Origin of the sequence: Morganella psychrotolerans, from assembly GCF_001676155.1 — a bacterium.
GTDB classification, from domain to species: Bacteria; Pseudomonadota; Gammaproteobacteria; order Enterobacterales; family Enterobacteriaceae; genus Morganella; species Morganella psychrotolerans.
Window position 1 is genome coordinate 53,260 of the sequence record NZ_LZEW01000031.1, and the last position, 21,345, is coordinate 74,604.

The 21,345-nt window shown below is 48.6% G+C and carries 16 protein-coding genes and 2 pseudogenes; 10 read left to right on the top strand and 8 right to left on the bottom strand.

The genetic code is table 11. The annotated features are described in order from the left end of the window. The first annotated feature begins 17 nt into the window (after positions 1-17). Positions 18-398, top strand: a complete 381-nt coding sequence (locus tag AYY16_RS16310) for a hypothetical protein (protein ID WP_067369042.1) — start codon at positions 18-20, stop codon at positions 396-398. Between the two features lie 391 nt (positions 399-789). Here the strand turns inward: AYY16_RS16310 and AYY16_RS16315 are convergent, their stop codons facing one another. From AYY16_RS16315 to AYY16_RS16330, 5 genes are all read right to left on the bottom strand, one after another. Then, complete coding sequence (locus AYY16_RS16315; RefSeq protein WP_067369045.1) at positions 790-1,593, bottom strand: energy transducer TonB; 804 nt, start codon at positions 1,591-1,593, stop codon at positions 790-792. Positions 1,594-1,597: 4 nt separating this feature from the next. Then, on the bottom strand, positions 1,598-2,659 hold the full coding sequence (locus tag AYY16_RS21240; RefSeq protein ID WP_235846335.1) for a TonB-dependent receptor domain-containing protein: 1,062 nt from the start codon (positions 2,657-2,659) through the stop codon (positions 1,598-1,600). Further along, a complete protein-coding gene (locus tag AYY16_RS21245; protein WP_328585683.1) occupies positions 2,634-4,442 on the bottom strand; it encodes a TonB-dependent receptor plug domain-containing protein in 1,809 nt (602 codons plus the stop codon). The genes AYY16_RS21240 and AYY16_RS21245 overlap by 26 nt, the downstream gene beginning before the upstream one ends. 137 nt (positions 4,443-4,579) lie before the next feature. Then, positions 4,580-5,866, bottom strand: a complete 1,287-nt coding sequence (locus AYY16_RS16325) for a surface lipoprotein assembly modifier (RefSeq protein ID WP_459562093.1) — start codon at positions 5,864-5,866, stop codon at positions 4,580-4,582. A 255-nt stretch (positions 5,867-6,121) separates the two neighbouring features. Next, a complete protein-coding gene (locus tag AYY16_RS16330) occupies positions 6,122-6,907 on the bottom strand; it encodes a Slam-dependent surface lipoprotein (RefSeq protein WP_067369048.1) in 786 nt (261 codons plus the stop codon). Positions 6,908-7,567: 660 nt separating this feature from the next. Here AYY16_RS16330 and AYY16_RS16335 point away from each other — a divergent pair. Continuing rightward, the gene (locus AYY16_RS16335; protein ID WP_223861253.1) at positions 7,568-7,924 is read left to right on the top strand and encodes a hypothetical protein; all 357 of its coding nucleotides are present in this window, start codon (positions 7,568-7,570) and stop codon (positions 7,922-7,924) included. Positions 7,925-8,004: 80 nt separating this feature from the next. Further along, positions 8,005-8,769 carry a transferase gene (locus AYY16_RS16340; protein WP_067369314.1) on the top strand — a complete coding sequence of 255 codons (765 nt, stop codon included), beginning with the start codon at positions 8,005-8,007 and terminating at the stop codon, positions 8,767-8,769. Here AYY16_RS16340 and fdhD read toward each other — a convergent pair. After that, a pseudogene (gene fdhD / locus AYY16_RS16345) lies at positions 8,770-9,601 on the bottom strand (formate dehydrogenase accessory sulfurtransferase FdhD). 167 nt (positions 9,602-9,768) lie between these two features. Between fdhD and fdnG the strand changes: the two are divergent. The 7 genes and pseudogenes from fdnG (at position 9,769) to AYY16_RS16385 (ending at position 20,093) form a co-directional block, all read left to right on the top strand. Beyond that, complete coding sequence (gene fdnG, locus AYY16_RS16355) at positions 9,769-12,816, top strand: formate dehydrogenase-N subunit alpha (RefSeq protein ID WP_150385145.1); 3,048 nt, start codon at positions 9,769-9,771, stop codon at positions 12,814-12,816. 11 nt (positions 12,817-12,827) lie between these two features. Further along, positions 12,828-13,770: pseudogene (fdxH, locus tag AYY16_RS16360) on the top strand (formate dehydrogenase subunit beta). Further along, positions 13,770-14,420, top strand: coding sequence for a formate dehydrogenase cytochrome b556 subunit (gene fdoI, locus AYY16_RS16365; protein WP_067369060.1), 651 nt, complete (start codon positions 13,770-13,772; stop codon positions 14,418-14,420). Before fdxH ends, fdoI begins: the two are co-directional and overlap by 1 nt. A gap of 139 nt (positions 14,421-14,559) precedes the next feature. Beyond that, positions 14,560-15,486 carry a formate dehydrogenase accessory protein FdhE gene (gene fdhE / locus AYY16_RS16370; RefSeq protein WP_067369063.1) on the top strand — a complete coding sequence of 309 codons (927 nt, stop codon included), beginning with the start codon at positions 14,560-14,562 and terminating at the stop codon, positions 15,484-15,486. Positions 15,487-15,519: 33 nt separating this feature from the next. Continuing rightward, a complete protein-coding gene (gene selA, locus AYY16_RS16375) occupies positions 15,520-16,902 on the top strand; it encodes an L-seryl-tRNA(Sec) selenium transferase (protein ID WP_067369066.1) in 1,383 nt (460 codons plus the stop codon). Beyond that, positions 16,899-18,761: a selenocysteine-specific translation elongation factor gene (selB, locus tag AYY16_RS16380; protein WP_067369069.1), complete on the top strand. Its 1,863-nt coding sequence runs from the start codon at positions 16,899-16,901 to the stop codon at positions 18,759-18,761. The genes selA and selB overlap by 4 nt, the downstream gene beginning before the upstream one ends. A gap of 174 nt (positions 18,762-18,935) precedes the next feature. After that, complete coding sequence (locus tag AYY16_RS16385; protein ID WP_067369072.1) at positions 18,936-20,093, top strand: GT-D fold domain-containing glycosyltransferase; 1,158 nt, start codon at positions 18,936-18,938, stop codon at positions 20,091-20,093. Positions 20,094-20,155: 62 nt separating this feature from the next. Here the strand turns inward: AYY16_RS16385 and AYY16_RS16390 are convergent, their stop codons facing one another. Continuing rightward, positions 20,156-20,584 carry a TOBE domain-containing protein gene (locus AYY16_RS16390; protein WP_067369074.1) on the bottom strand — a complete coding sequence of 143 codons (429 nt, stop codon included), beginning with the start codon at positions 20,582-20,584 and terminating at the stop codon, positions 20,156-20,158. 89 nt (positions 20,585-20,673) lie between these two features. Next, on the bottom strand, positions 20,674-21,333 hold the full coding sequence (locus AYY16_RS16395) for a helix-turn-helix transcriptional regulator (protein WP_067369075.1): 660 nt from the start codon (positions 21,331-21,333) through the stop codon (positions 20,674-20,676). Positions 21,334-21,345 lie beyond the last annotated feature (12 nt).

Consider the following 21,345-nt stretch of genomic DNA (forward strand, 5'->3'; position numbering starts at 1 on the left):
AATATTCTCTAGAGTTATTGAAGAAGCATTCCCATTTATTTACTTTTATTATATTTTTAACAAAAAAAAAAGATAGTATATATGATGTCACTTTTTCAAATTTAGAATCTTACTCAAAACTTGCTGATGAAAAAATAGTTGAGAGACTTGAGGATGAACATAATAGAGCCAAGGAAATAGATGATAAAACTTTTAAATTTACATTGGCGTTAAGTATATCATTAAGTATTGTAAGTGCAGGAGCCAGTGGGGTTGTTAAATTTCTTCCTGAAAGTTATTTAAGTTCATATATATCATTTGTTTTTTTTTCTTTCTTCTTTTTATATGCTTTGTGGGGGGCTTATCTCATTGGGTTCATTAAAAACACTACCAAAATTTGGGTATGGAACATATTTTGAAATTAACAAAAGTAGAGATGGTTTAATTAAAGCCATTGCTGGTCAGGAAAAGGTAAATACAATACGTCATATAAGGAATGAACTTTCTTATATGAGTTTGAGAAATGGATTCTTGCTAATCCTCTTTGCTCTTATTTTGTGCTTATTTATATTAGCTACCTGTTTTTTTTACGAGTCATTTACGATATGAACCTTTGATATCATACTACCTATGAATTGTATGTATTTCCTTTCTGTATTGGACTAAAAAAATAGCCAGAGTAATCTCTGGCTGAAAAAATTCTAACACCGATCCGGTTTAATTATTTCCACATTCACTGCCTGTGTCTTACCGCTTACGCTGTGCAAGCATACCTATTATTTTTATATTCACAAAAAATAATCACTGCCGTTAAAACCCCTTGTTCAACTGAAAACGCAATGAAAACGTCACTTCCCGTTTAGCGTCCGGCGGCGGCGCTCCGATAGCGGTAACATTCATCACGGCTTCCATTGCTGCATTATCCAGTAATTCGTAACCGGAAGAGCGGGTTACTGTGGGTGAAAATGGTTTACCGTTGTTATCGAGTGAAAATGAAATCTCACTGATACCCCGTTGTCCGGCACTTCGTGCCCGGCGAGGATAGTGTTTTTGTTCCTCAATTTTTTGTCTCAGCAGATTAAAGTAATCATCCTGCACTTTTTGATTATCACGACCTTGTGTGGCTGAGTGTGTTGGAGAGATGGCCTGCCCGCCCGATTGTTGCCGGGTGGTTTTATCCTCACCGGTGTCCATAGTGGTATCAGCTGTTACGGGCGAAGGTTTTTCCTGTTTTTTCCTGATCGTTTTTTGTATGGGTTTTGGCGGGGATTTTGATGTCTCCTGTGTTCGCATGTCCCTGCGGGCGGTGGCCAGCTCAGCCTGAGATGGAGAATCCTTTGGCGGAGGTAATTTTTCCGCCTCTGGTTGTAGCTCCTGATAAGCTGGTGCTGCATTCATATGCACTGCCATGGTTATTGCAGGTGTTTCCCCTCTGTTATCAATCTGATGTAACCGGGTTGAGGGTAACGGGGGGCTGCCCGTAAGGAGCAGCCCGGTGAAGCATAACAATACACATAACCCGGCAGAGAAAAATGTCTGCTGTTGTGTTCCGTATTTTGCCAGCACGCGCAAAAAAGGCGGATGCGGTAATGCCACTATTGTACAGGTATTCATTTCATCAGAATCTCGCAGACATACTGAGCTTCACCGCTCTGCCCGGTGCCGGCATCATCGAGCGCGTAAGCGGATCGAGGTAATATTCATTGGTCAGGTTAGTTGCGGTCAGCTCCAGTGAGACATCGGGTGTCACTTTATATTTGGCGTAGGCATCCACCGTCAGTACTGAATTCCAGCGCATCGGGAAGTTATTAAAATTACTGTATTTATTTGGCACAATCGTCATTAAGCGCTTTTCCTGACTGTTTTCCACGGCACTGTGGTAAAGCCAGCGGCTGCCGATTTCTAATGACTCCTGTAATAAACGCCCGCCCAAATTGAGGGTGACAGAGTATCGCGGCTGGATTTGGGTGCGCAGGAAACCGCCCGGATAACCACCGTCAAGGCATGATGGCAGGTTCTTCAGCCCGGTCGGGTCCATGTAGGCATTGGATGTTTCATCACACACTTTGTTCGTCAGGTTATATGTCACGCCTAAGTCACTGAAAATCCAGCCGTGGTCATACCTGGCCTGTACTTCTATCCCTTTCAGTATCTGCTTATCCATTTGTGTGAAGCGGAAAAAATTGTCACGATCAAAGACATTGTGGATATCGGTATGGAAATAGTTCAGACGGATATCGGCATGACGGGCAGCGTTGAGCAGTGATTTACCATTTAAGACTGCACCGTATTCGCGGGTGACAGCGCGCTCCGGTTTATAATGGTAACCAATATGCGGGAAAGAGATACCGGAGAAACCGACCGTATCTTCAAACAGGCTCGGCATACGCACGGTTTCTGCATAGCGCCCGTACAGGCGCAAATCATCTGTCAGATGAACGGATGCCGATAGTACGGGAGTCCAGGCACCGGCCTGGCGGCGGGGTTTTTCTTTCCAGGTGTGGGTGACGGGTTGCAGGACTTTATCACCGTCCATAATAGGATAATCGTTATATTCATAGACATAGGTTTCTTTGCCTGTGTAGGGATCAATACCCCGCAGTGCGGTATCAATCTCTGGTTTATCTTTGTTTTTCAGGCGTCCGTCGCTGGTGTCAACAGCCCAGAATTTTTTTTTCATGTACCATAACCCGTGATTTTTTGCCGGTAGGGTCGTCCCGGTGAAGTAATGGCTGAAACTTCTTTTTTGAGAGAATTTTCTGTTGTTCAGGTGGTAATGTTGTTCTGTTTTTGTATCGATTGTTGTAAGCCAAAGCTTCGGTGTCTGTCATATTCCGGTAGTAATTAAGGTAATAGCCGGTGACTTCATAATTTTGTTTGCAATAGGGTTCTTTGCGGGCGGCACATTCATTGGATAAGTCATCAACACTCCAGTAGACAGTCTGTTTTCCCCCGGCGCTGAGTGTCAGCCAGGAGGCGGGTTGCCAGTCAATATTGACGGATTGCTGATATTCAAAGCGGCGGCCTTTACGGGCAGGAACCGCAAACATAAATAATTTGTAGTTTTCCTGGCCGGTATTACTGTCCAGATGTTCAAACTGCATATTGGCAGCCAGTGTCATGGACAGTTCCGGGGTAAAGGCGAATTTATTCGAAAAATCCAGTCCGTAGCGCTGATTCTGTACATTAAGGGTGGCGGTGTTAATTAATGTCCCGTCGATAGCCGGGTTAATAGTACTGGCATCCCCCTGTTTATAGCCATCGTCCATATTTTTAGGGTAGCGCGGCCAGCCACCGGCAGAGTTGGTGTTGCTGGTGGTCAGGGTGGTCCACAGACGAATATCAGAATCGATGTAGGCAAAATGTGCAGGTTGTGACTTCAGATGGATATAGCCTGCCTGCGCATGAAGGTCCGCCAGCGGCCATTGCGGAATAATATTATCTTCTGCACGTATCCAGCCCAGCCGGGAAGGCATAATATCGCCGAAATCTGACCGGGTATCCCGCCAGCTCAGTTGCAGCGCGTGATCATCATTAAGGTACCAGGTATTTTTTATCAGTATAGACTCGGTTTTTGCCGAGGTATTCGGCACTTCATTGCCTTTGCGGTAAATCCGGGATACAAACGGCATATAGGGGTCATAGGTCATATTAGACGTTTGCAGAATACCAATATCTTCTTCTGTCATTGCTTTATTGTAGCTTTCGCTGTGGCGTTTACCGGCGAAATAGTTTCCCCGGTCGCGGTAAGCATAAGCAAACAGCAAGTCCATATTCTCCCTGCGTGCACCCAGTGCCAGCCGCCAGGCGTAATCGCTTTTATTCAGCAACGGAGCATTATCACGGTTTTCCGGGGTTAAATGGGTGCCGGGGTCATCAATGATAAACCACTGAAAATTCATATTATCCACAAGGCGGTAGTCTTCCCCGATCCCCAGATCCGGCACTCTTGTCTTTGTTGTGTTGCTGCTGTTTTCCAGCATCAGTGCAGCACCGAACTGTTCGCCTTTTTTTACCACATCATTGATGGCCAGTGTTTTCATGGCAACGCCACCACCCACGGAGCTTTTTAGGTGTGGATTAAGAGATGGGCCTTTCTCTATTTCAATTTCACTGATAAGCATCGGGTCAAGGTAATTGCGGTTATTAGCACCGTTATACCCCCGGTAGACGGTAACCGCCTGCTCGGTACCGTCGATAGTGACCGGAACACGCCCCGGCCCTTGTATACCGCGGATATTCACATCCAATGCATTGCCGTTACGGGCGTCGCCACTGAATACACCGTTGGCACCTTTGAGAATATCGGCGGCAGATGTGCCTTTATAGCGCTCAATCTCTTCTTTAGTGAGGATCAGTGTGGAGACATTTTTGTCATAGATTTTATCTTTGGCGCTGTCTGCTGCCGACTGTTCGTTTCGGAGTGTAATTTCGCCCAGTTGCTGATTTTTTTTCCTGAGCAGTAAGCCCGGACTGCGGCATCAGTAAGACCGGCAGCAGTAATGTGAGTTTTTTACAGGGTTTATATGATGATGGTGAATGCGAAGGCATAACAATTCCCGGATGATAAGAAATAAAAAAAACAGAAAAGAAAATGCAGTTAAAACAGCCGTTCAAAACGCAGCATGATTTCAGTTTGCCGGTAGGTATAAAGCCACGGGATAGTGCTGTGGTTCCGGGTATGAATAAGAGAAAGCTGTGGTGAAATCTGTCCGGATGACGGCGGATAGAAGGCGAGCGTTGTACTGTACTGTTGTGAGCGATCCTCCCTGGTATGACGGTGTAACGGGTGTATATGGTTATAGCGTTTGCGGCTGTACACCGCATGAACAGACTGAGAAAAGAAGGGATGCCACAGGTGGCTTAAACCGGTGTGCAGTGCGGCCGTCCGGTAGTGTTTATAGGGATCGTTTTTCCGGTGAACGGTAGCTTCCCCCTGCAGGTACAGTGTGGTGGCAGGGTGCGGACGCCAGGTAACCTGCGGCATCAGCTGATATTCTGTGCCGTTGTGTGAATGCAGACGGGGCTGAAAGCGGTGCTGTTTAAGTGCTGCCCGTCCGCTCAGTGACCAGTGAGGGCTGAGTTGCTGATGCAGGTAAGTGTGTAATCCGTAATTGGCAGAGAAGCGTGTTCCGGCGGAGATGTGTTGTTCAAACACCGGTGTCAGTTGCCACAGGGTGTGACGATCCTGGTAGTGATATCCCGCTTTGGCTGTCAGTGTCACGGTATTCGGAACCTGATTGGCGGCATCATAACGGGTGGCGGTGTGGTAGTGCTGAGTTAGAAAATGAGAGCCGGTCAGAGCGGTTAGTCTGCGCAGATCCCAGTCACTGCGCCACTGCAATACGGCGTGAGGTTTTTGTGTAACCAGATTGGCATAGCAGGAGCCGTCCGGGTTGTAATGCAGGCAGTGTGCTCCGGGTTCAGGAGTCTGGTAATAGTTATTATTGTAATGGCTGCCTGCGCTGAGCATAAGTGACCAGCTTAGTGCCCGGGACAGCTCGGTAATGGTACGGGTAATCTCCGGGTAGTGCGGGGATGTCACCGGCAGACGCTGACTGAGTGCTCTGAACAGTGAGAGCGCATTGCCGGTCTGGCGATCAGCCCGGTAGCTGCGGGCGAGTTCCAGCTGTGCGGTAAAAAAGTGAGGCTTTTGTTCCAAAATGGCCTGATATAACGTAATCGCCAGTCCGGGGCGCTGATTTAAATACGCCAATTTTGCCTGACTGAATAATATAAGTAACGGATCAGCATGGTTATCTTTCTGATAGACAGACAGATAGTGATAAATATTTTTCAGGTGATTTTTTTTTAAGTGATAAATATAAATTTTGAGCAGTATTATATTGAGTTGTTTTATTTGTATTCTGTATATGTGCAGATGCAGGGAATAAAAAAGAAATTAATAATAAGAATAAATTAAATCCATAAAGTAACTTTATCTGCAACGACATAATAATATCCGGTAAGTATCAGGAACAGATACTCTGTTCCTGATAAAATGGTATACCCGTATTCATTCAAACTACAGGTTCGTTGGCAGCACTCAGCCAGCCGGGTCACATACTGATGTATGCTCCCCGTCTATCTTCCCTTGCCGCCTGCCTGAATCTTGAATGACGTTGGGTATATCAATAATGAATTACGACTTGGTGCCGCCGAAAGCGATATTCTTCGCTTTATCATCGCTGAACTCGGCATAGCCCGCTAACTGCTGTGCATCATCACCGAAGAAATGACCCTGAGAGGTTCCGTTAGTCGCCGGTGTATCTGTACCTGCTCCAACGTTACTGACAGAGGCGGTTCCGTCAAATGCTGAACCGGTGATAACACCACTCATACTGTAGTTAAGCGCCGCTGTACTGAGAGCGCCGGTAAAGGTATTAGCATCAAAATCGGTGCTGAGTGTGCCGCTGACCTGTTCACCGCTGTTGTACTGGCTGAGTCCTTTAATGCTGTACTGAGCGGTCCCCTCTGATGGCATAACCCCGGTGATATCTTTGCCGGCGTAATAGACCATATGGGAATCATCACTGAAATCAGTACCGGAAGCCCACTCGCCGTAATAAACATCGGCATCCGCCACTTTCGCAAAGTTAAAGGAACCCATATTCCCATGCGATTGTGGAACCGAAGTGATAACAGAGACTCCGTTATCATTTGGCGCGGCACGGTTTGGTCCCTGAAGGCCGGCAAAGCTGACCTTCATTCCTTCTCGCATACCTGAATAACCAATTCCCGGCTCACCGCCTGGTGACGGATGACCTTGCCGTTCCGATGCAGCGGTTACACCAACAATGATATGCCCCCCTGTAACCGGGTTTACTGAGCTGCCATAACCAGCTTCAGCCTGTGCCTGTACTGCAGAAAATGCAGCGCAAAGGGTAACGAGTGTAGCCAGCGGGGTTTTAATATGTAATATCTTCATAACCTTACTCCTTGTCGTGGGATAAATTACATTGTTGACTCATGGTATAAAACGCATTTCCGGTGTTATTTCCGGAAGACGAATCAACGATAAAGGAGAAGTTTTTATCTGTAAATGAGAATTATTATCATCTGTTGCGTGTGGAATAATTTGATTTGAATGCTAATTAAATAACGGATTAAAAAAATAACTATTTTTTTATTTTTTATGACAGTTTTATTTCAAAAAAAATAAATGAAAATTTGTGACACCTATTCAGGTTTATCTATTATTGAAAATCACCTATTAATTCATTTATATAATTTAAAAGCGTGGGGTATTACTATTTGTTATAGAAACATATGATTAAAACGCAATATACCCTTATTTATTAAAACTGCAGGTTCGTTGGCTGCGCTCACCAGACAGGTCACATAGTTTACCTATGCTCCCCGTCTGGTTTCTCTTGCCGCCTGCCTGCATCCTGAATGACGTTGGGTATAGTAATGCGTTTAATTAATCTCTGTTATTCGGTTTGATTTTCTATTCATACGTCATACTGTTTCATATCATCCGGAAAATAAAGATAACCTTATGATTTATAATACGATAAAAATATTGATATCTGCGGTGCTTATTCTTACCTGTAGATTTGCGGCTGCAAACTGGCCTCAGACCAGTATGAATTCTGAACATTATCAGGTGATTACGCTGACACCGGATATGCCGGTGCCGGGGGCGGCAGATAATGACCCTCAGACACAGGGAATACGCCTGATTGGCTTGCGTCCGAAAGCGCCCGGTCAGCCGGAGTATGTTGAAGTGACCCGTCAGTTTTCACCCGGAGCCACAAAACATATCAGCTATAAAGGGCGGAAATACCGGGTGGTGGGGGATATTCACCGGGTGGATGAATTATCTGACAGCGGTAAGTGGGATAAAGGGCAATCTGTCGTGGTGAAGGAGTATTACGAGATTCTCGACAGCCCGGGAAAACGTACCGGTAAGGGGTTCCTGTTTTCCCGGTGCGGAGAATGAAAAATACAAAGGTAACGTTAATTATTTCTGCTGAAAAACCGTTAATATATCCGCAGAAAACTATATCAGCGGAGAGTAACATGTCGTCAGTCCGGATCCTCAGTGTTGCGCAGTGTGATGAAGCATTGATGGACAGTGCTGAAGCACTGGTTGCGGAGCAATGGCCGTTATTTATGTTGTGCAGCCCTGTAACTGAGCGTTACTGGGATGCATTATATAATAAGAAAAATATACCTTTTCAACAGGTCGCTGTCGCCACCATTGCCGGCAAGCCGCAGGTAGTCGGGTTACTGAGTGCCATTGCATTTTATTTTCCAAAGAACGCACCACTGACCGATTTGCCGGATGGCGGGTGGGATGCGGTCTTAACGCAGGGTGCGACAGAAACCTGTGAGCCGACATTTGTTTGTGCGCTGGCAGCCACTGTTGACCCGGATTTTCGCGGACGCGGCATTCCGGCGCAGCTTATCAATGCACTGAAAACCGCTGTGATTGATGCGGGGTTGAAAGGGCTGGTGGTACCGGTTCGTCCGACACTCAAAGCGCAGTATCCGTTGCAGGATTTCACGCAATATTGTCAGTGGCTGACCCCGCAGGGAGAGCCGTTTGATCCATGGATCCGCACCCATGTCCGGCTCGGCGGGCAGATTATCAAACCGACGTTATGTTCAATGACAATTGCGGCATCCGCAGAAACCTGGTCTGAATGGACCGGGATGGCATTTGCACATGCCGGTCAGTATATTGTGCCGGGCGCACTGGTTCCGGTTGATGCTTATCCTGAAACAGACAAAGTCATCTACCGTGAACCGAATCTGTGGATATATCATCCGCTGTCTGAATAATCAGTCGCGTAAACGTTCCGGGTGGGTATAAATAGTTGCCCGCCCCTTTTTGCAGAAACCCACCAGTGTCAGGCGGCAGCGTTTGGCGGTTTCAATCGCCAGGGTTGTCGGGGCGGAGACGGCAAATAAAATTTCTGCCCCGCACTGCGCACTTTTCTGCACCATTTCATAGCTGGCGCGGCTGGAAACCAGCACCGCACCCTGTGTCCACTGTGCTTTTGCCCGCATTCCCAGCAATTTATCCAGCGCCACATGGCGACCCACATCTTCACATCCGCCCAGCAATTCACCTTCCGGTGAGATCCACCCGGCGGCATGGGTACAGCCGGTCATTTTTCCGATTTCCTGTACCTGCGGCAACTGATTGAGCGCCTCATCGAGGTGGCTCAGTGAAAATGTCTGAGTAAAATCAAGCTGTGTGACAGGGCGGAAAATCTCACTGATTTGCTCTGTACCGCAGATACCGCATCCGGTACGTCCCGCCATATTACGGCGGCGATCTTTCAGTCCGGCAAAACGGCGTGACGATAATTCGACGTGGATCTCAAATCCGCCGTGGCAGGCATCCATAATATCAATACCGCGGATTTCATTGGCTGACTCAATGATCCCTTCGGAAAGTGAGAAGCCAATGGCGAAATCATCGAGGTTTTTCGGGCTGGCCATCATCACAACATGAGAAATGCCGTTATAAACCAGTGCAACCGGTGTTTCTTCTGCAACCCAGTCATCTTCGCTGTGTCCGATGGTTGTTTTTTTGTTGCACACTTGTGAGGTGCGCACCACGAATTAGACATTTGTGTAACGAATTTATGGAATTAATGTCATCCATCAGATGAATTCCTGTAATTAATAATACATAATAATAGTATGGGTAAAAATTTTACACCATCCCGCAGGCAATGAACCTGATCGCACCATCGTGTGCGGATAAAAAAAGAAAGTTCGCTGTTTTATATTTTACAGCGACATAAGAGCAATGTAACAAAGGAGATCCCCATGCAAGTCAGCAGAAGGCAGTTCTTTAAGATCTGCGCTGGCGGTATGGCGGGAACGACAGCAGCGGCACTGGGCTTCGCCCCGTCAGTCGCTATTGCCGGCTCACGTCAATATAAGCTTTTGCGCGCACGTGAAACCCGAAATACCTGCACATACTGTTCTGTCGGTTGCGGGCTGTTAATGTACAGCCTGGGCGACGGAGCGAAAAACGCCAAAGAATCTATTTTCCACATTGAAGGTGACCCGGATCATCCGGTTAACCGTGGTGCGCTGTGCCCGAAAGGTGCGGGGCTTATTGACTTTATTCACAGTGAAAGCCGTCTTAAATACCCTGAGGTTCGTGAAGCGGGTACTAACGAGTGGAAGCGTATTTCGTGGAACGAGGCGTTTGATCGCATCGCACGATTGATTAAAGACGACCGCGATAACAACTTTATTGAAAAAAACAGCGATGGCGTCACCGTCAACCGCTGGTTAACCACCGGGATGCTGTGTGCGTCCGCAGCCAGTAATGAAACCGGTTTTGTCACCCAGAAATTTTCCCGCGCCCTCGGCATGCTTGCCGTGGATAACCAGGCGCGTGTCTGACACGGACCAACGGTAGCAAGTCTTGCTCCAACGTTTGGTCGCGGTGCGATGACCAACCACTGGGTTGATATTAAAAATGCCAACCTTGTTGTTGTTATGGGCGGAAACGCCGCTGAAGCGCATCCGGTGGGATTCCGCTGGGCGATGGAAGCCAAAATTCATAACAACGCCAAATTGATCGTGATTGACCCGCGCTTTACCCGTACGGCGGCGGTGGCTGATTTTTATACGCCAATCCGTCCCGGAACAGATATCGCGTTCCTGTCAGGTGTGATTAAGTACCTGATGGAAAATGAAAAAATTAACCGTGAATATGTTGAGGCGTATACCAACGCCAGCCTTATCGTGCGTGAAGATTACGCATTCGATAACGGACTTTTCAGTGGTTATGACGCCGAAAAACGTCAGTATGATAAAACCACCTGGAACTATGAGCTGGATGAAAACGGATTTGCGAAACGGGATACCACGTTACAGGATCCGCGCTGCGTCTGGAATCTGCTGAAAGAGCACGTCAGCCGCTATACGCCGGATGTTGTCACCAATATCTGCGGAACGCCGAAAGAGGACTTCCTGAAAGTCTGTGAATATATCGGCGAAACCAGCGCGAAAGACAAAACCGCCTCTTTCCTGTACGCACTGGGCTGGACACAGCATACGGTGGGCGCACAGAACATCCGTACCATGGCGATGATCCAGTTGCTGCTGGGTAATATGGGGATGCTGGGCGGTGGTGTGAATGCGCTGCGCGGTCACTCCAATATTCAGGGATTAACTGATCTCGGTCTGTTGTCGCAGAGCCTGCCGGGCTATCTGACGTTGCCGTCTGATAAACAAACAACCATTGAAACCTATCTGGCGGCGAACACGCCGAAGCCGACGGTCCCGGGTCAGGTGAACTACTGGGGCAACTATCCTAAGTTCTTTGTCAGCCTGATGAAAACGTTCTATGGTGATAAAGCGCAGAAAGAGAACAGTTGGGGCTTTGACTGGCTGCCTAAGTGGGATCAGGGTTATGACGTGCTGCGTTATTTCGAGATGATGGATAAAGGGGAAGTCAACGGCTACATCTGCCAGGGCTTTAACCCGTTAGCGTCATTCCCGAATAAAAACAAAGTCGTTAAAGCACTGTCAAAACTGAAATTCCTGATAACGGTTGATCCGCTGAACACCGAAACCGCCAACTTCTGGCAGAATCACGGCGAAATCAATGATGTTGACCCCGCTCAAATTCAGACTACGGTGTTCCGTCTGCCATCCTGCTGTTTTGCTGAGGAAAATGGTTCAATCGTCAACTCAGCGCGCTGGTTGCAGTGGCACTGGAAGGGGGCGGATGCCCCGGGCGAAGCGATCAGTGACGGTGAAATTCTGTCAGGTGTTTTCCATCGCGTCCGTAAGTTGTATGAGTCGGAAGGCGGTAAGGTGCCTGAGCAGGTTCTGAACATGACCTGGGATTACTTCGACAGCGACAATCCGACGCCGGAAGAAGTGGCACAGGAGAGTAATGGTCTGGCACTGGTTGATCTGAAAGATGCTGACGGCAATGTGATTGTGAAGAAAGGGGAGCAACTGACCTCGTTTGCACAATTACGTGACGACGGCACAACGGCAAGCGGATGCTGGATTTTTGCCGGCAGCTGGACACCGCAGGGTAACCAGATGGCGCGCCGTGATAATGCCGATCCGACCGGGCTGGGTAATACCCTTGGCTGGGCGTGGGCATGGCCGCTGAACCGTCGTGTGATTTACAACCGTGCATCAGCAGACCCTGCGGGTAAACCGTGGGATCCGAAGCGTCAGATTCTGGAATGGAACGGCAGTAAATGGACAGGGATGGATGTGCCGGATTACAGCAATGCTGCGCCGGATTCAGATGTCGGTCCGTTTATCATGCAGCCGGAAGGTATGGGTCGCCTGTTTGCTATCGATAAGATGGCGGAAGGTCCTTTCCCTGAGCACTATGAGCCGATTGAAACACCGCTCGATACTAACCCGCTGCATCCGGATGTGGTGTCTAATCCGGCAGCCCGTGTCTTTAAAGATGACTGGGCGCAGATGGGTAAAGCGACGGAGTTCCCGTATGTCGGAACAACCTATCGTCTGACAGAGCACTTCCACTACTGGACAAAACACGCACTGTTAAATGCTATTACTCAGCCGCAGCAGTTTATCGAAATTGGTGAACGTCTGGCGAACGAGAAAGGCATTGTGCAGGGCGATACAGTGAAAGTCAGCTCCAAACGCGGCTATATCAAAGCCAAAGCGGTGGTGACCAAACGTATCCGGACGCTGGATGTGGATGGTAAAAAAGTGGATACCATCGGTATTCCTATCCACTGGGGTTTTGAAGGTGTGGCAGTGAAAGGCTTTCTTGCCAATACACTGACACCGTTTGTCGGGGATGCAAATACCCAGACGCCGGAATTTAAAGCCTTCCTGGTTAATGTGGAAAAGGTGTAAGGAGATAAATTATGTCAATGCAATCACAGGACATTATTCGTCGCTCGGCCACCAATTCCCTGACCCCCCGCGCCTCAGGTGCGGGATTTTAAGGAAGAGGTTGCGAAGCTTATCGATGTCACCACCTGTATCGGCTGTAAAGCCTGTCAGGTGGCGTGTTCGGAGTGGAATGATATCCGGGATACCATCGGGACGAATGTGGGTGTGTATGATAACCCGCAGGATCTGACCGCCAAATCCTGGACCGTCATGCGTTTCTCCGAAGTGGAAGAGAACGGTAAATTTGAATGGCTTATCCGCAAAGATGGCTGCATGCACTGCGCAGATCCGGGCTGTCTGAAAGCCTGTCCGGCGGAAGGCGCAATCATTCAGTATGCGAATGGTATTGTCGATTTTCAGTCTGAGCACTGTATCGGCTGTGGTTACTGCATCGCCGGGTGTCCGTTTGATGTGCCGCGCATGAATAAAGACGACAACCGCGTGTACAAATGTACGCTGTGTGTCGACCGCGTTGATGTGGGTCAGGAGCCTGCCTGTGTGAAAACCTGTCCGACCGGGGCGATTCATTTTGGCTCGAAAGAGGATATGCAGGCGCTGGCGGGTGATCGCGTTATCGATCTGAAAAGCCGTGGTTATGAGAACGCCGGTTTGTATGATCCGCAGGGTGTCGGCGGTACGCACGTTATGTATGTGCTGCATCATGCCAACAAACCGCAGCTGTATCATGGTCTGCCGGAGAATCCGGAGATCAGTGCGACAGTGAAATTCTGGAAAGGCGCGTGGAAACCACTGGCAGCAGTTGGTTTTGCGGCAACCTTTGCGGCGGCAATCTTCCACTATGTTGGTATCGGGCCTAACCGGGTATCAAAACGTGAGGAAGAAGAGGCTCTGAAGGATATTCAGGATGTTCCGGCAAAGACTGAGCAATCAGCAGGTCAGGAGGAGCAGAAATAATGCAACAGGATGATAAAGAAAAAATTATCCGCCACAAACCCATTGCGCGCATCAATCACTGGGCGGTGGTTATTTGTTTTCTGTTCGTGGCTATCAGCGGGCTGGGATTCTTTTTCCCGTCCCTTAACTGGTTTATGAACATTCTGGGTACGCCGCAGTTATCACGACTTCTGCACCCGTTTGTCGGTGTGGTGATGTTCTTATTGTTTGTGTTTATGTTTTTCCGTTATTTCAAACACAACTTTATCAATCGTGATGACATTGAATGGGCGAAGAAGATCGGCAAAGTCATGAAAAATGAGGAAGCCGGGGATGTCGGTCAGTATAACTTCGGTCAGAAAGGGGTTTACTGGGTTGCCAGCATCTGTCTGTTCCTGCTTCTGCTCAGTGGCATTGTTATCTGGCGTCCTTACTTTGCGGAGTATTTTTCTATTCCGGTTATCCGTATCGCGTTGCTCGTGCATTCCATCTCAGCAATTGGTCTGATTATCACCATTATTGTCCATGCCTATGCGGCAATCTGGGTGAAGGGATCGGTTCGTGCGATGACGGAAGGCTGGGTGACACGCGGCTGGGCGAAGAAACATCACCCGCGCTGGTATCGTGAAATTGTGGCAAAAGAGCGCGAAGACGACAAAAAAGGTCAGTAACCTGTCCGGTTTATATCGCGTGACTATTCAGAAGGCAGGGATCTCCCTGCCTTTTCGACATTTTAAGGCAGTCGGTTCATAATAGGGTTTTATTTGCCGGACCGGCTTATCCTCTCCATTTAGAAGAAGAGCAATTATAATGAGTATCCGAATTGTATCCAAAGAAGAGCTGGGACAGGCTCAGAAAAGTGAAAAAGGGATTGGCTTTATCCCCGCAGTTTTATTTCCTAATCTGAAAAATTTATATCAGCGCCGTGCTGAGCGTTTTGATCAACTGGCAAAAGATAATCCGTTTGCAGATTACCTTGAATTTGCGGCAGAAATTACCCGTGCACAGCAAAAAGCGTTGTATGACAATCCGCTTGAAATGGATATGGACGCGCTGATGGCAACGAATAAACCGGGCAAAGCACTGCTCGATTGCCGTACTTTTGAGCGCACCGCACACTGGCGTAAACTGCTGAAAAGCATTATTGCCGAGCTTTTGCCGGTTGCTCCGGAGCACACCCGCCCGACCCTGGAAAATCTGGAAAAAGCCTCTGAAAATGAGCTGGAAGATATGGCAACCGCGCTGTTTAATCAGACATTTTCTGCGGTATCGCCGGATAAATCTGTGTTTATCTGGGCGGCGTTATCTCTTTACTGGGCACAAATGGCGACCGCTATTCCGGGTAAAGGCCGTGAAGAGTACGGCGAGCACCGCCAGTTCTGTCCTGTCTGTGCCGCGATGCCGGTTTCCGGGGTTATCCAGATAGGCTCTACCCAGGGATTACGCTATCTGCACTGCGGATTATGTGAGACTGAGTGGCATGTGGTCCGTATCAAGTGTACAAATTGTGAACAGACCCGTGATCTGAACTACTGGTCACTGGACAGTGAACAGGCCGCTGTGAAAGCAGAAAGCTGCGGTGACTGCGGCAGCTACCTGAAAATTCTGTCTCAGGAAAAAGATGTCAATGTTGATGCGGTAGCAGATGACCTGGCAACCCTGGTTCTGGATGCCCGTATGGAAGAAGAAGACTTTGCCCGCAGCAGTATCAACCCGTTCCTGTTCCCGAACGAATAAATCAGTCCGTCATTATCACGAAGTGAGCCCGCTATGAATGAACGTGCGTTATACAGTCAGATACCCGCTATCGACGGATTACTCCGTGAAGACGGCATTGCAGCCCCGGTCGCGTTATACGGACAGACGTATATCGTCAGTGTGCTGCGGGAGATGCAGGATGACGCGCGCGGCTCAATTCGTGATAAGCAACAGTTACCGGACTGGCACAGTGGCTGGGCGGATGAGTTATCCCGCCGTGTGGACAGTGAACGGGAAGCATTGCAACCGGTCATCAACCTGACCGGCACTGTGCTGCATACCAATCTGGGGCGTGCATTACAGGCGGAAGCGGCAATTGAAGCTGTTACCAACGCAATGCGCTACCCGGTGACACTGGAATATTCACTGGATGATGCCGGGCGCGGGCACCGCGACAGTGTTGTCGCAGAGCGTCTGTGCCAGCTGACCGGCGCAGAAGCTGCCTGTATCGTCAATAATAATGCCGCAGCAGTACTGCTTGTGCTCGCAACAATGGCAGCCGGGCGGGAAGTGATAGTTTCCCGTGGTGAGCTGGTGGAGATCGGTGGTGCCTTCCGTGTGCCTGAAGTCATGAGCCAGGCGGGATGCAGGTTGGTTGAGGTCGGCACCACAAACAGAACGCATCTGCGCGATTATCAACATGCCATCAGTGAGCAGACGGCACTGCTGATGAAGGTTCACACCAGCAATTATCACATCGAAGGTTTTACAGCTGAAGTGAATGGTCAGGAATTGGCGGCTCTCGGATTGGCGCATGCGGTTCCGACCGTGATTGATCTCGGCAGCGGTGCGCTTATCGACATGACTCAGTGGGGGTTGCCGGAAGAGCCGATGCCGCAGCGTTATCTGGAGCAGGGCATTGATATTGTGACATTCTCCGGTGATAAATTACTGGGCGGTCCGCAGGCGGGGATTATCCTCGGCAAAAAAGAGTGGATTGATGCTATTCAGCAGCATCCGCTCAAACGTGCCCTGCGCGCAGATAAAATGACACTGGCGGCACTGGATGCCACGCTGCGTCTGTACCGTCGCCCGGAAAAACTGGCTCAGACATTACCGTCATTGCGGTTACTTACCCGATCCGCTGACGATATTTATGATATGGCACAACGGCTTTTACCGAAAATTCAGGCATATTATGGTGATGACTGGGTGATTCGTACAGAACCCTGCTCGTCGCAGATAGGCAGCGGCTCTCTGCCGGTGGAACGACTGGCGGGCTGGGCGCTGACGTTTACCCCGCAAAACGGAAAAGGCAGCGCCTTAGCCACCCTGACGCAATCTCACCGCCGGTTAGCCACACCGGTTATCGGGCGGGTGAATGACGGGCGTCTGTGGTGGGATCTGCGCTGCCTTGAAGATGAAAACCGACTTTTACAGGCGCTGTTACCATGATTTTTGCAACGGCCGGTCACGTTGACCACGGAAAAACTGCTCTGATTCAGGCTGTTACCGGAGTAGACACCACTCATTTGCCGGAAGAAAAAAAGCGCGGCATGACAATCGACCTCGGCTACGCTTACTGGCCGCAGGATGATGATACCGTTATCGGATTTGTGGATGTCCCGGGACATGAAAAGTTTCTCGGCAATATGTTGGCCGGTATCGGCGGGATCCGCCATATTCTGCTGATTATTGCCTGTGACGATGGCGTGATGGCACAAACCCGCGAACACCTGGCTATTCTGCGCCTGGCGGGACGTCCGCAGCTTTCTGTTGTTCTGACCAAGGCCGATCGTGTTGAAGCCGCGCGAATTGAAGAAGTGCGCCTGCAGATATCTGAATTGCTGTTATCAGAAGGCTGGCCGGAAAGCCCGGTCTTTGTCACCTCATCACAGACAGGAGAGGGGCTTGATGCTCTGCGCGCGCATCTGCGCCTGCATCATCAGCAGCAATCGTCTGACAGCCGGACAGAAAAACGTTTCCGCATGGCAATTGACCGGGTTTTCAGTGTCAAAGGTGCGGGATTGGTTGTTACCGGCACGGCACTGGCCGGGCGTATCAGTACCGGCGATACCTTGTGGGTAACCGGTAGCGATAAACCGGTTCGTGTGCGCGGCATTCATGCACAGAACCGCGCGCAGGCACAGGCGCAGGCAGGTGATCGCGTTGCCATCAATCTGAGCGGTGATGTCAGTAAAGAAACGGTATCCCGTGGTGACTGGCTGCTGAGTGAAAAACCGGTACAGGCAGCACATCGCGTGCTGGCTGAAATTGAATCGGACGAAGGGCTGAAAAGCTGGCAGCCGGTTCATATCCATCATGGTGCGAGCCATATTACCGGGCGTGTTTCACTGATCAGTGAAGAGAATACCCGTCCGTTGCTGGCTGAAATTACGCTTGATACCCCGCTCTGGCTGGCGGAAGAAGACCGGCTTATCCTGCGGGACATCAGTGCGCAGCGTACTCTTGCCGGGGCGCGGGTGTTAAATCTGTACTCTCCGCGTCGCGGAAAACGTCGCCCGGAATTTCTGACATCGCTGTCTGAGCGGGCGGCGGCACTGGATGACAAGGCGGTTTTACTGTGTGAACTGCCGCGCGGGGAAGTCTCTCTGCCTGTTTTCGCGTGGGCGCGGCAACTGACAGCAGAAAAACTGACGGCCTGTACAGACGGGCTGAATTTACTGATTCATGATGGGATTGCACTTTCCGCGCAGCGTGTTGAAACGGCAAAAGCTATCCTGCTCGCGACATTGGCGGATTATCATCAGGCTCACAGTGACCAGATGGGCGTCGGACGTGAACGCCTGAAACGGATGGCACTGCCGACATTATCAGATGCCGTTGTTTTCCCGGTGATCGCACAATTGCTTACGGAACAATTAATTGTCCGGACACGGGGCTGGCTGCATCTGCCGGGACACGGATTAGCATTTGATCCGGCGCAGGAGCAGCTCTGGCGCAGCGCAGAGCCTTTGTTTCAGCCGGAACCATGGTGGGTACGGGACCTGGCAATCAAACTGGGTATTGATGAAACTACTATCCGGCAATTTCTGAAAAAAGCCGCACAATTAGGTCACATTATGGCTATTGTGCCCGATCGCTATTATCATCGGGGACAAATCACCGAATTTGCGCAGGTTATCCGTACTTATAATCAATCACATGATGAAGGTATTGGTGCAGCACAGTTTCGTGACCAGTATGGTATGGGACGTAAACTCGCAGTACAAATTCTGGAATTCTTTGACCGCACAGGCTTTACCCGTCGCAGAGGCGACAGGCATGTTCTGCGGGATGAAGGACTCTTTTAAATATATTATTCAACTGTACCCGTCATACGCCGGGATGCTGTTTACTACGCTCAGTTTGGCCGGGTCACATAGTTCAGCTATGTGACCTGCCTGTCTTCGCTTATCGCCTGACATGCATCCTGAATTATTCAGGGTATATATTTATCTCGCTGAGAAAGGATTTTCGGAGAATAAATGGATATGGAAAATGATGTATTAAATGAAATCAGGGAATTGATTAATCAGAATTTTTGTCAGTATTATGGTGTCAGTACAGCAACTGTCCGGGATAATGCGGTTTGTTTCACTATTACTAATGATTTATTCAGTGTTTTACTTCTGATTGATACTTCTCACTGTATTGATATGGTATTTTCCTCACCAGAGAATAATACAGTTGTTGGTATACATTCCGGGATTACACTTAATAACCGGACAACAATTTATAAAGATAAAAAAGCGGTAACTATTTTCTTACCGTTACACTCTTCGGAATTAAAAATAGTTTTAAAAGAGATTATTGATTATTTTATCTCTGCGTATAACCAGGCTCGTAATAATTATTATCTGGAAAATATTAAAAAGAGTAATGACAATATTTGTTTCCTGCTGAAGGAGAAACTCCGGCAGGATACAATGGAAGATATGCGGCTCTTTATGAAGGGCCGGCAGCTTTCCATGCTGGATACATTAAAAGCCCTTGCAGGGAAAAACCTCAGTTTGAGCCGTTTCGGCGATGGTGAGATTACTTGCCTGATAACCGATCATGGTTTTGATTTTCAGGAGCATAGCTGGAAATTAATGAATGAGTTACGGGATATCTGTCGTCATAACAGAAATACACTGGTGTGTTTTCCGGGAATAAAACCGGAAGATCCGTTCTGGAATAGTTTTTGGTCTGCATCCTGGAAAAAATGTAAAGTATTTCTTGATGACCAGTTTGTTATCGGTAATTCGATGGTTTCACGGATAGATATTTTTAATTTTCACGGACAGGAAGCGGTCACATTATGGAAAGATCTCTGGGACGGAAAATCGGTTTGTTTTGTCTCCGGAAAGAATTCACGGTTTGACCCGGAACATATATTGTTTTCCAATATAAAATCAGGATCACTTATTCTGTCAGAAAACAGAAATGCGTATAGTGATATCGACAGAGTATTTGAATCCTGTATGGCAATACCGGATACGGATATATTTCTGATTGCGCTTGGTGTCACCGGAACAATATTATCATCCCGTCTGGCAGGAGCAGGGAAAAAAGCATTGGATATTGGTCATCTGACTAATTGTTATGACCAGGTTTTTCTGGGTAAACCTGTACCGGAAAAGTTAAATCCGGGCTGGTTATAATAATTCAGAATAAAACGGACCGGGGAATAACACCGGTTCGTTTTATTAACATAAATTACTTATCAGGCTTTGGTCGCTAAAATAACGCTGGATGCTTTTACCAGTGCGATAACGTGGTTACCTTCATGTAATTCCATTTCATCACGACTTTCATTGGTAATAACCGCCGTCAGCGGCAGACCTTTTTCTGTTCTCAGATGAATCGTACTGTTTACCGCGCCATTGACAATTTTACTGATTTTGCCGGAAAACTGATTACGGGCAGAAAAACGTAAACCACAGTCCGGGTTTGCCAAAACAACCCACGGCGCTTTAATAATCGCCACAGCTTCTTTTCCTTCGCGCAGCCCTAATACATCACAGCTCTCTTTGGTTATCACTGTGGTCAGTATTTCGCCGTGCTCAAGCGTCAGTTCCACTTCATTATTCACAGCGCCTGCAACAATGCGGGAGACTTTGCCGGTAAGCTGGTTACGTGCAGAAATTTTCATTGTGTGACCTCTTTCCTGAATGGCATTAGGTATATATCCAACGAACCTGTAGTTTGAATGAATAAGGGTATAGTGATTAATTGAAATAGTTAATCATCCTGTTGTATCACACGATATACGCAGCGGCGAGAACCGGTGAGTAAATACTCGACCCGTTCCACATTTGCATGTAAAACGGACTGAAACAGAGCCAGCTCGGCACGACAGAATCCCTGACACATACGGGCAGCCGAGCAGATCGGGCAGTGGTTTTCGATGATAAGCCAACTGCCTTCCGGCTCCTTTTCCCACTGCGCCATATACCCTTCATCCGTGCGGATAGCGACCAGGCTGATAATCCGTTCTTCTAATGTCTCTGCGCCCTGCATTTTTTCAGCATAATCGCGGCGTGCCTCATTTTCCCGGGCAGTAATTATTTTGCTGATCGCCTCTTCACCCAGTTCATGGCGGATAGTGGTCAGAATTTTGACTGTCAGCTCGGCATGGCAGTCCGGAAAACGTTTATTACCGAGCGCTGTCAGGTGCCAGAGCTGGATCGGACGACCGACTCCACGGCTTTCGGATTGCGCCTCGACCATGCCGTCTTTTGCCAGTTTGGCAAACTGCTGCCGGGCCGCTTCACCGGTTGTGCCAAGATACTCTCCTGCGTCGGCCGCCTGCATCGGGCCGTGCTTTTTCAGGAGGATAAGTAACTTTTCGCCAACAGATTGTGCGGAACTCAGGTTGCTTTCCAGGTTATTTCTTGACATATTCTGTGCCCG

Coding starts and splice junctions, on each gene's coding strand:
- AYY16_RS21240 (WP_235846335.1), bottom strand. CDS start 2,659: ATGAAAAAAAAATTCTGGGCTGTTGACACCAGCGACGGACGCCTGAAA.
- fdhE (WP_067369063.1), top strand. CDS start 14,560: ATGAGTATCCGAATTGTATCCAAAGAAGAGCTGGGACAGGCTCAGAAA.
- AYY16_RS16340 (WP_067369314.1), top strand. CDS start 8,005: ATGTCGTCAGTCCGGATCCTCAGTGTTGCGCAGTGTGATGAAGCATTG.
- AYY16_RS16385 (WP_067369072.1), top strand. CDS start 18,936: ATGGATATGGAAAATGATGTATTAAATGAAATCAGGGAATTGATTAAT.
- AYY16_RS16315 (WP_067369045.1), bottom strand. CDS start 1,593: ATGAATACCTGTACAATAGTGGCATTACCGCATCCGCCTTTTTTGCGC.
- AYY16_RS16390 (WP_067369074.1), bottom strand. CDS start 20,584: ATGAAAATTTCTGCACGTAACCAGCTTACCGGCAAAGTCTCCCGCATT.
- fdoI (WP_067369060.1), top strand. CDS start 13,770: ATGCAACAGGATGATAAAGAAAAAATTATCCGCCACAAACCCATTGCG.
- AYY16_RS16395 (WP_067369075.1), bottom strand. CDS start 21,333: ATGTCAAGAAATAACCTGGAAAGCAACCTGAGTTCCGCACAATCTGTT.
- AYY16_RS16335 (WP_223861253.1), top strand. CDS start 7,568: ATGAATTCTGAACATTATCAGGTGATTACGCTGACACCGGATATGCCG.
- selA (WP_067369066.1), top strand. CDS start 15,520: ATGAATGAACGTGCGTTATACAGTCAGATACCCGCTATCGACGGATTA.
- selB (WP_067369069.1), top strand. CDS start 16,899: ATGATTTTTGCAACGGCCGGTCACGTTGACCACGGAAAAACTGCTCTG.
- AYY16_RS16330 (WP_067369048.1), bottom strand. CDS start 6,907: ATGAAGATATTACATATTAAAACCCCGCTGGCTACACTCGTTACCCTT.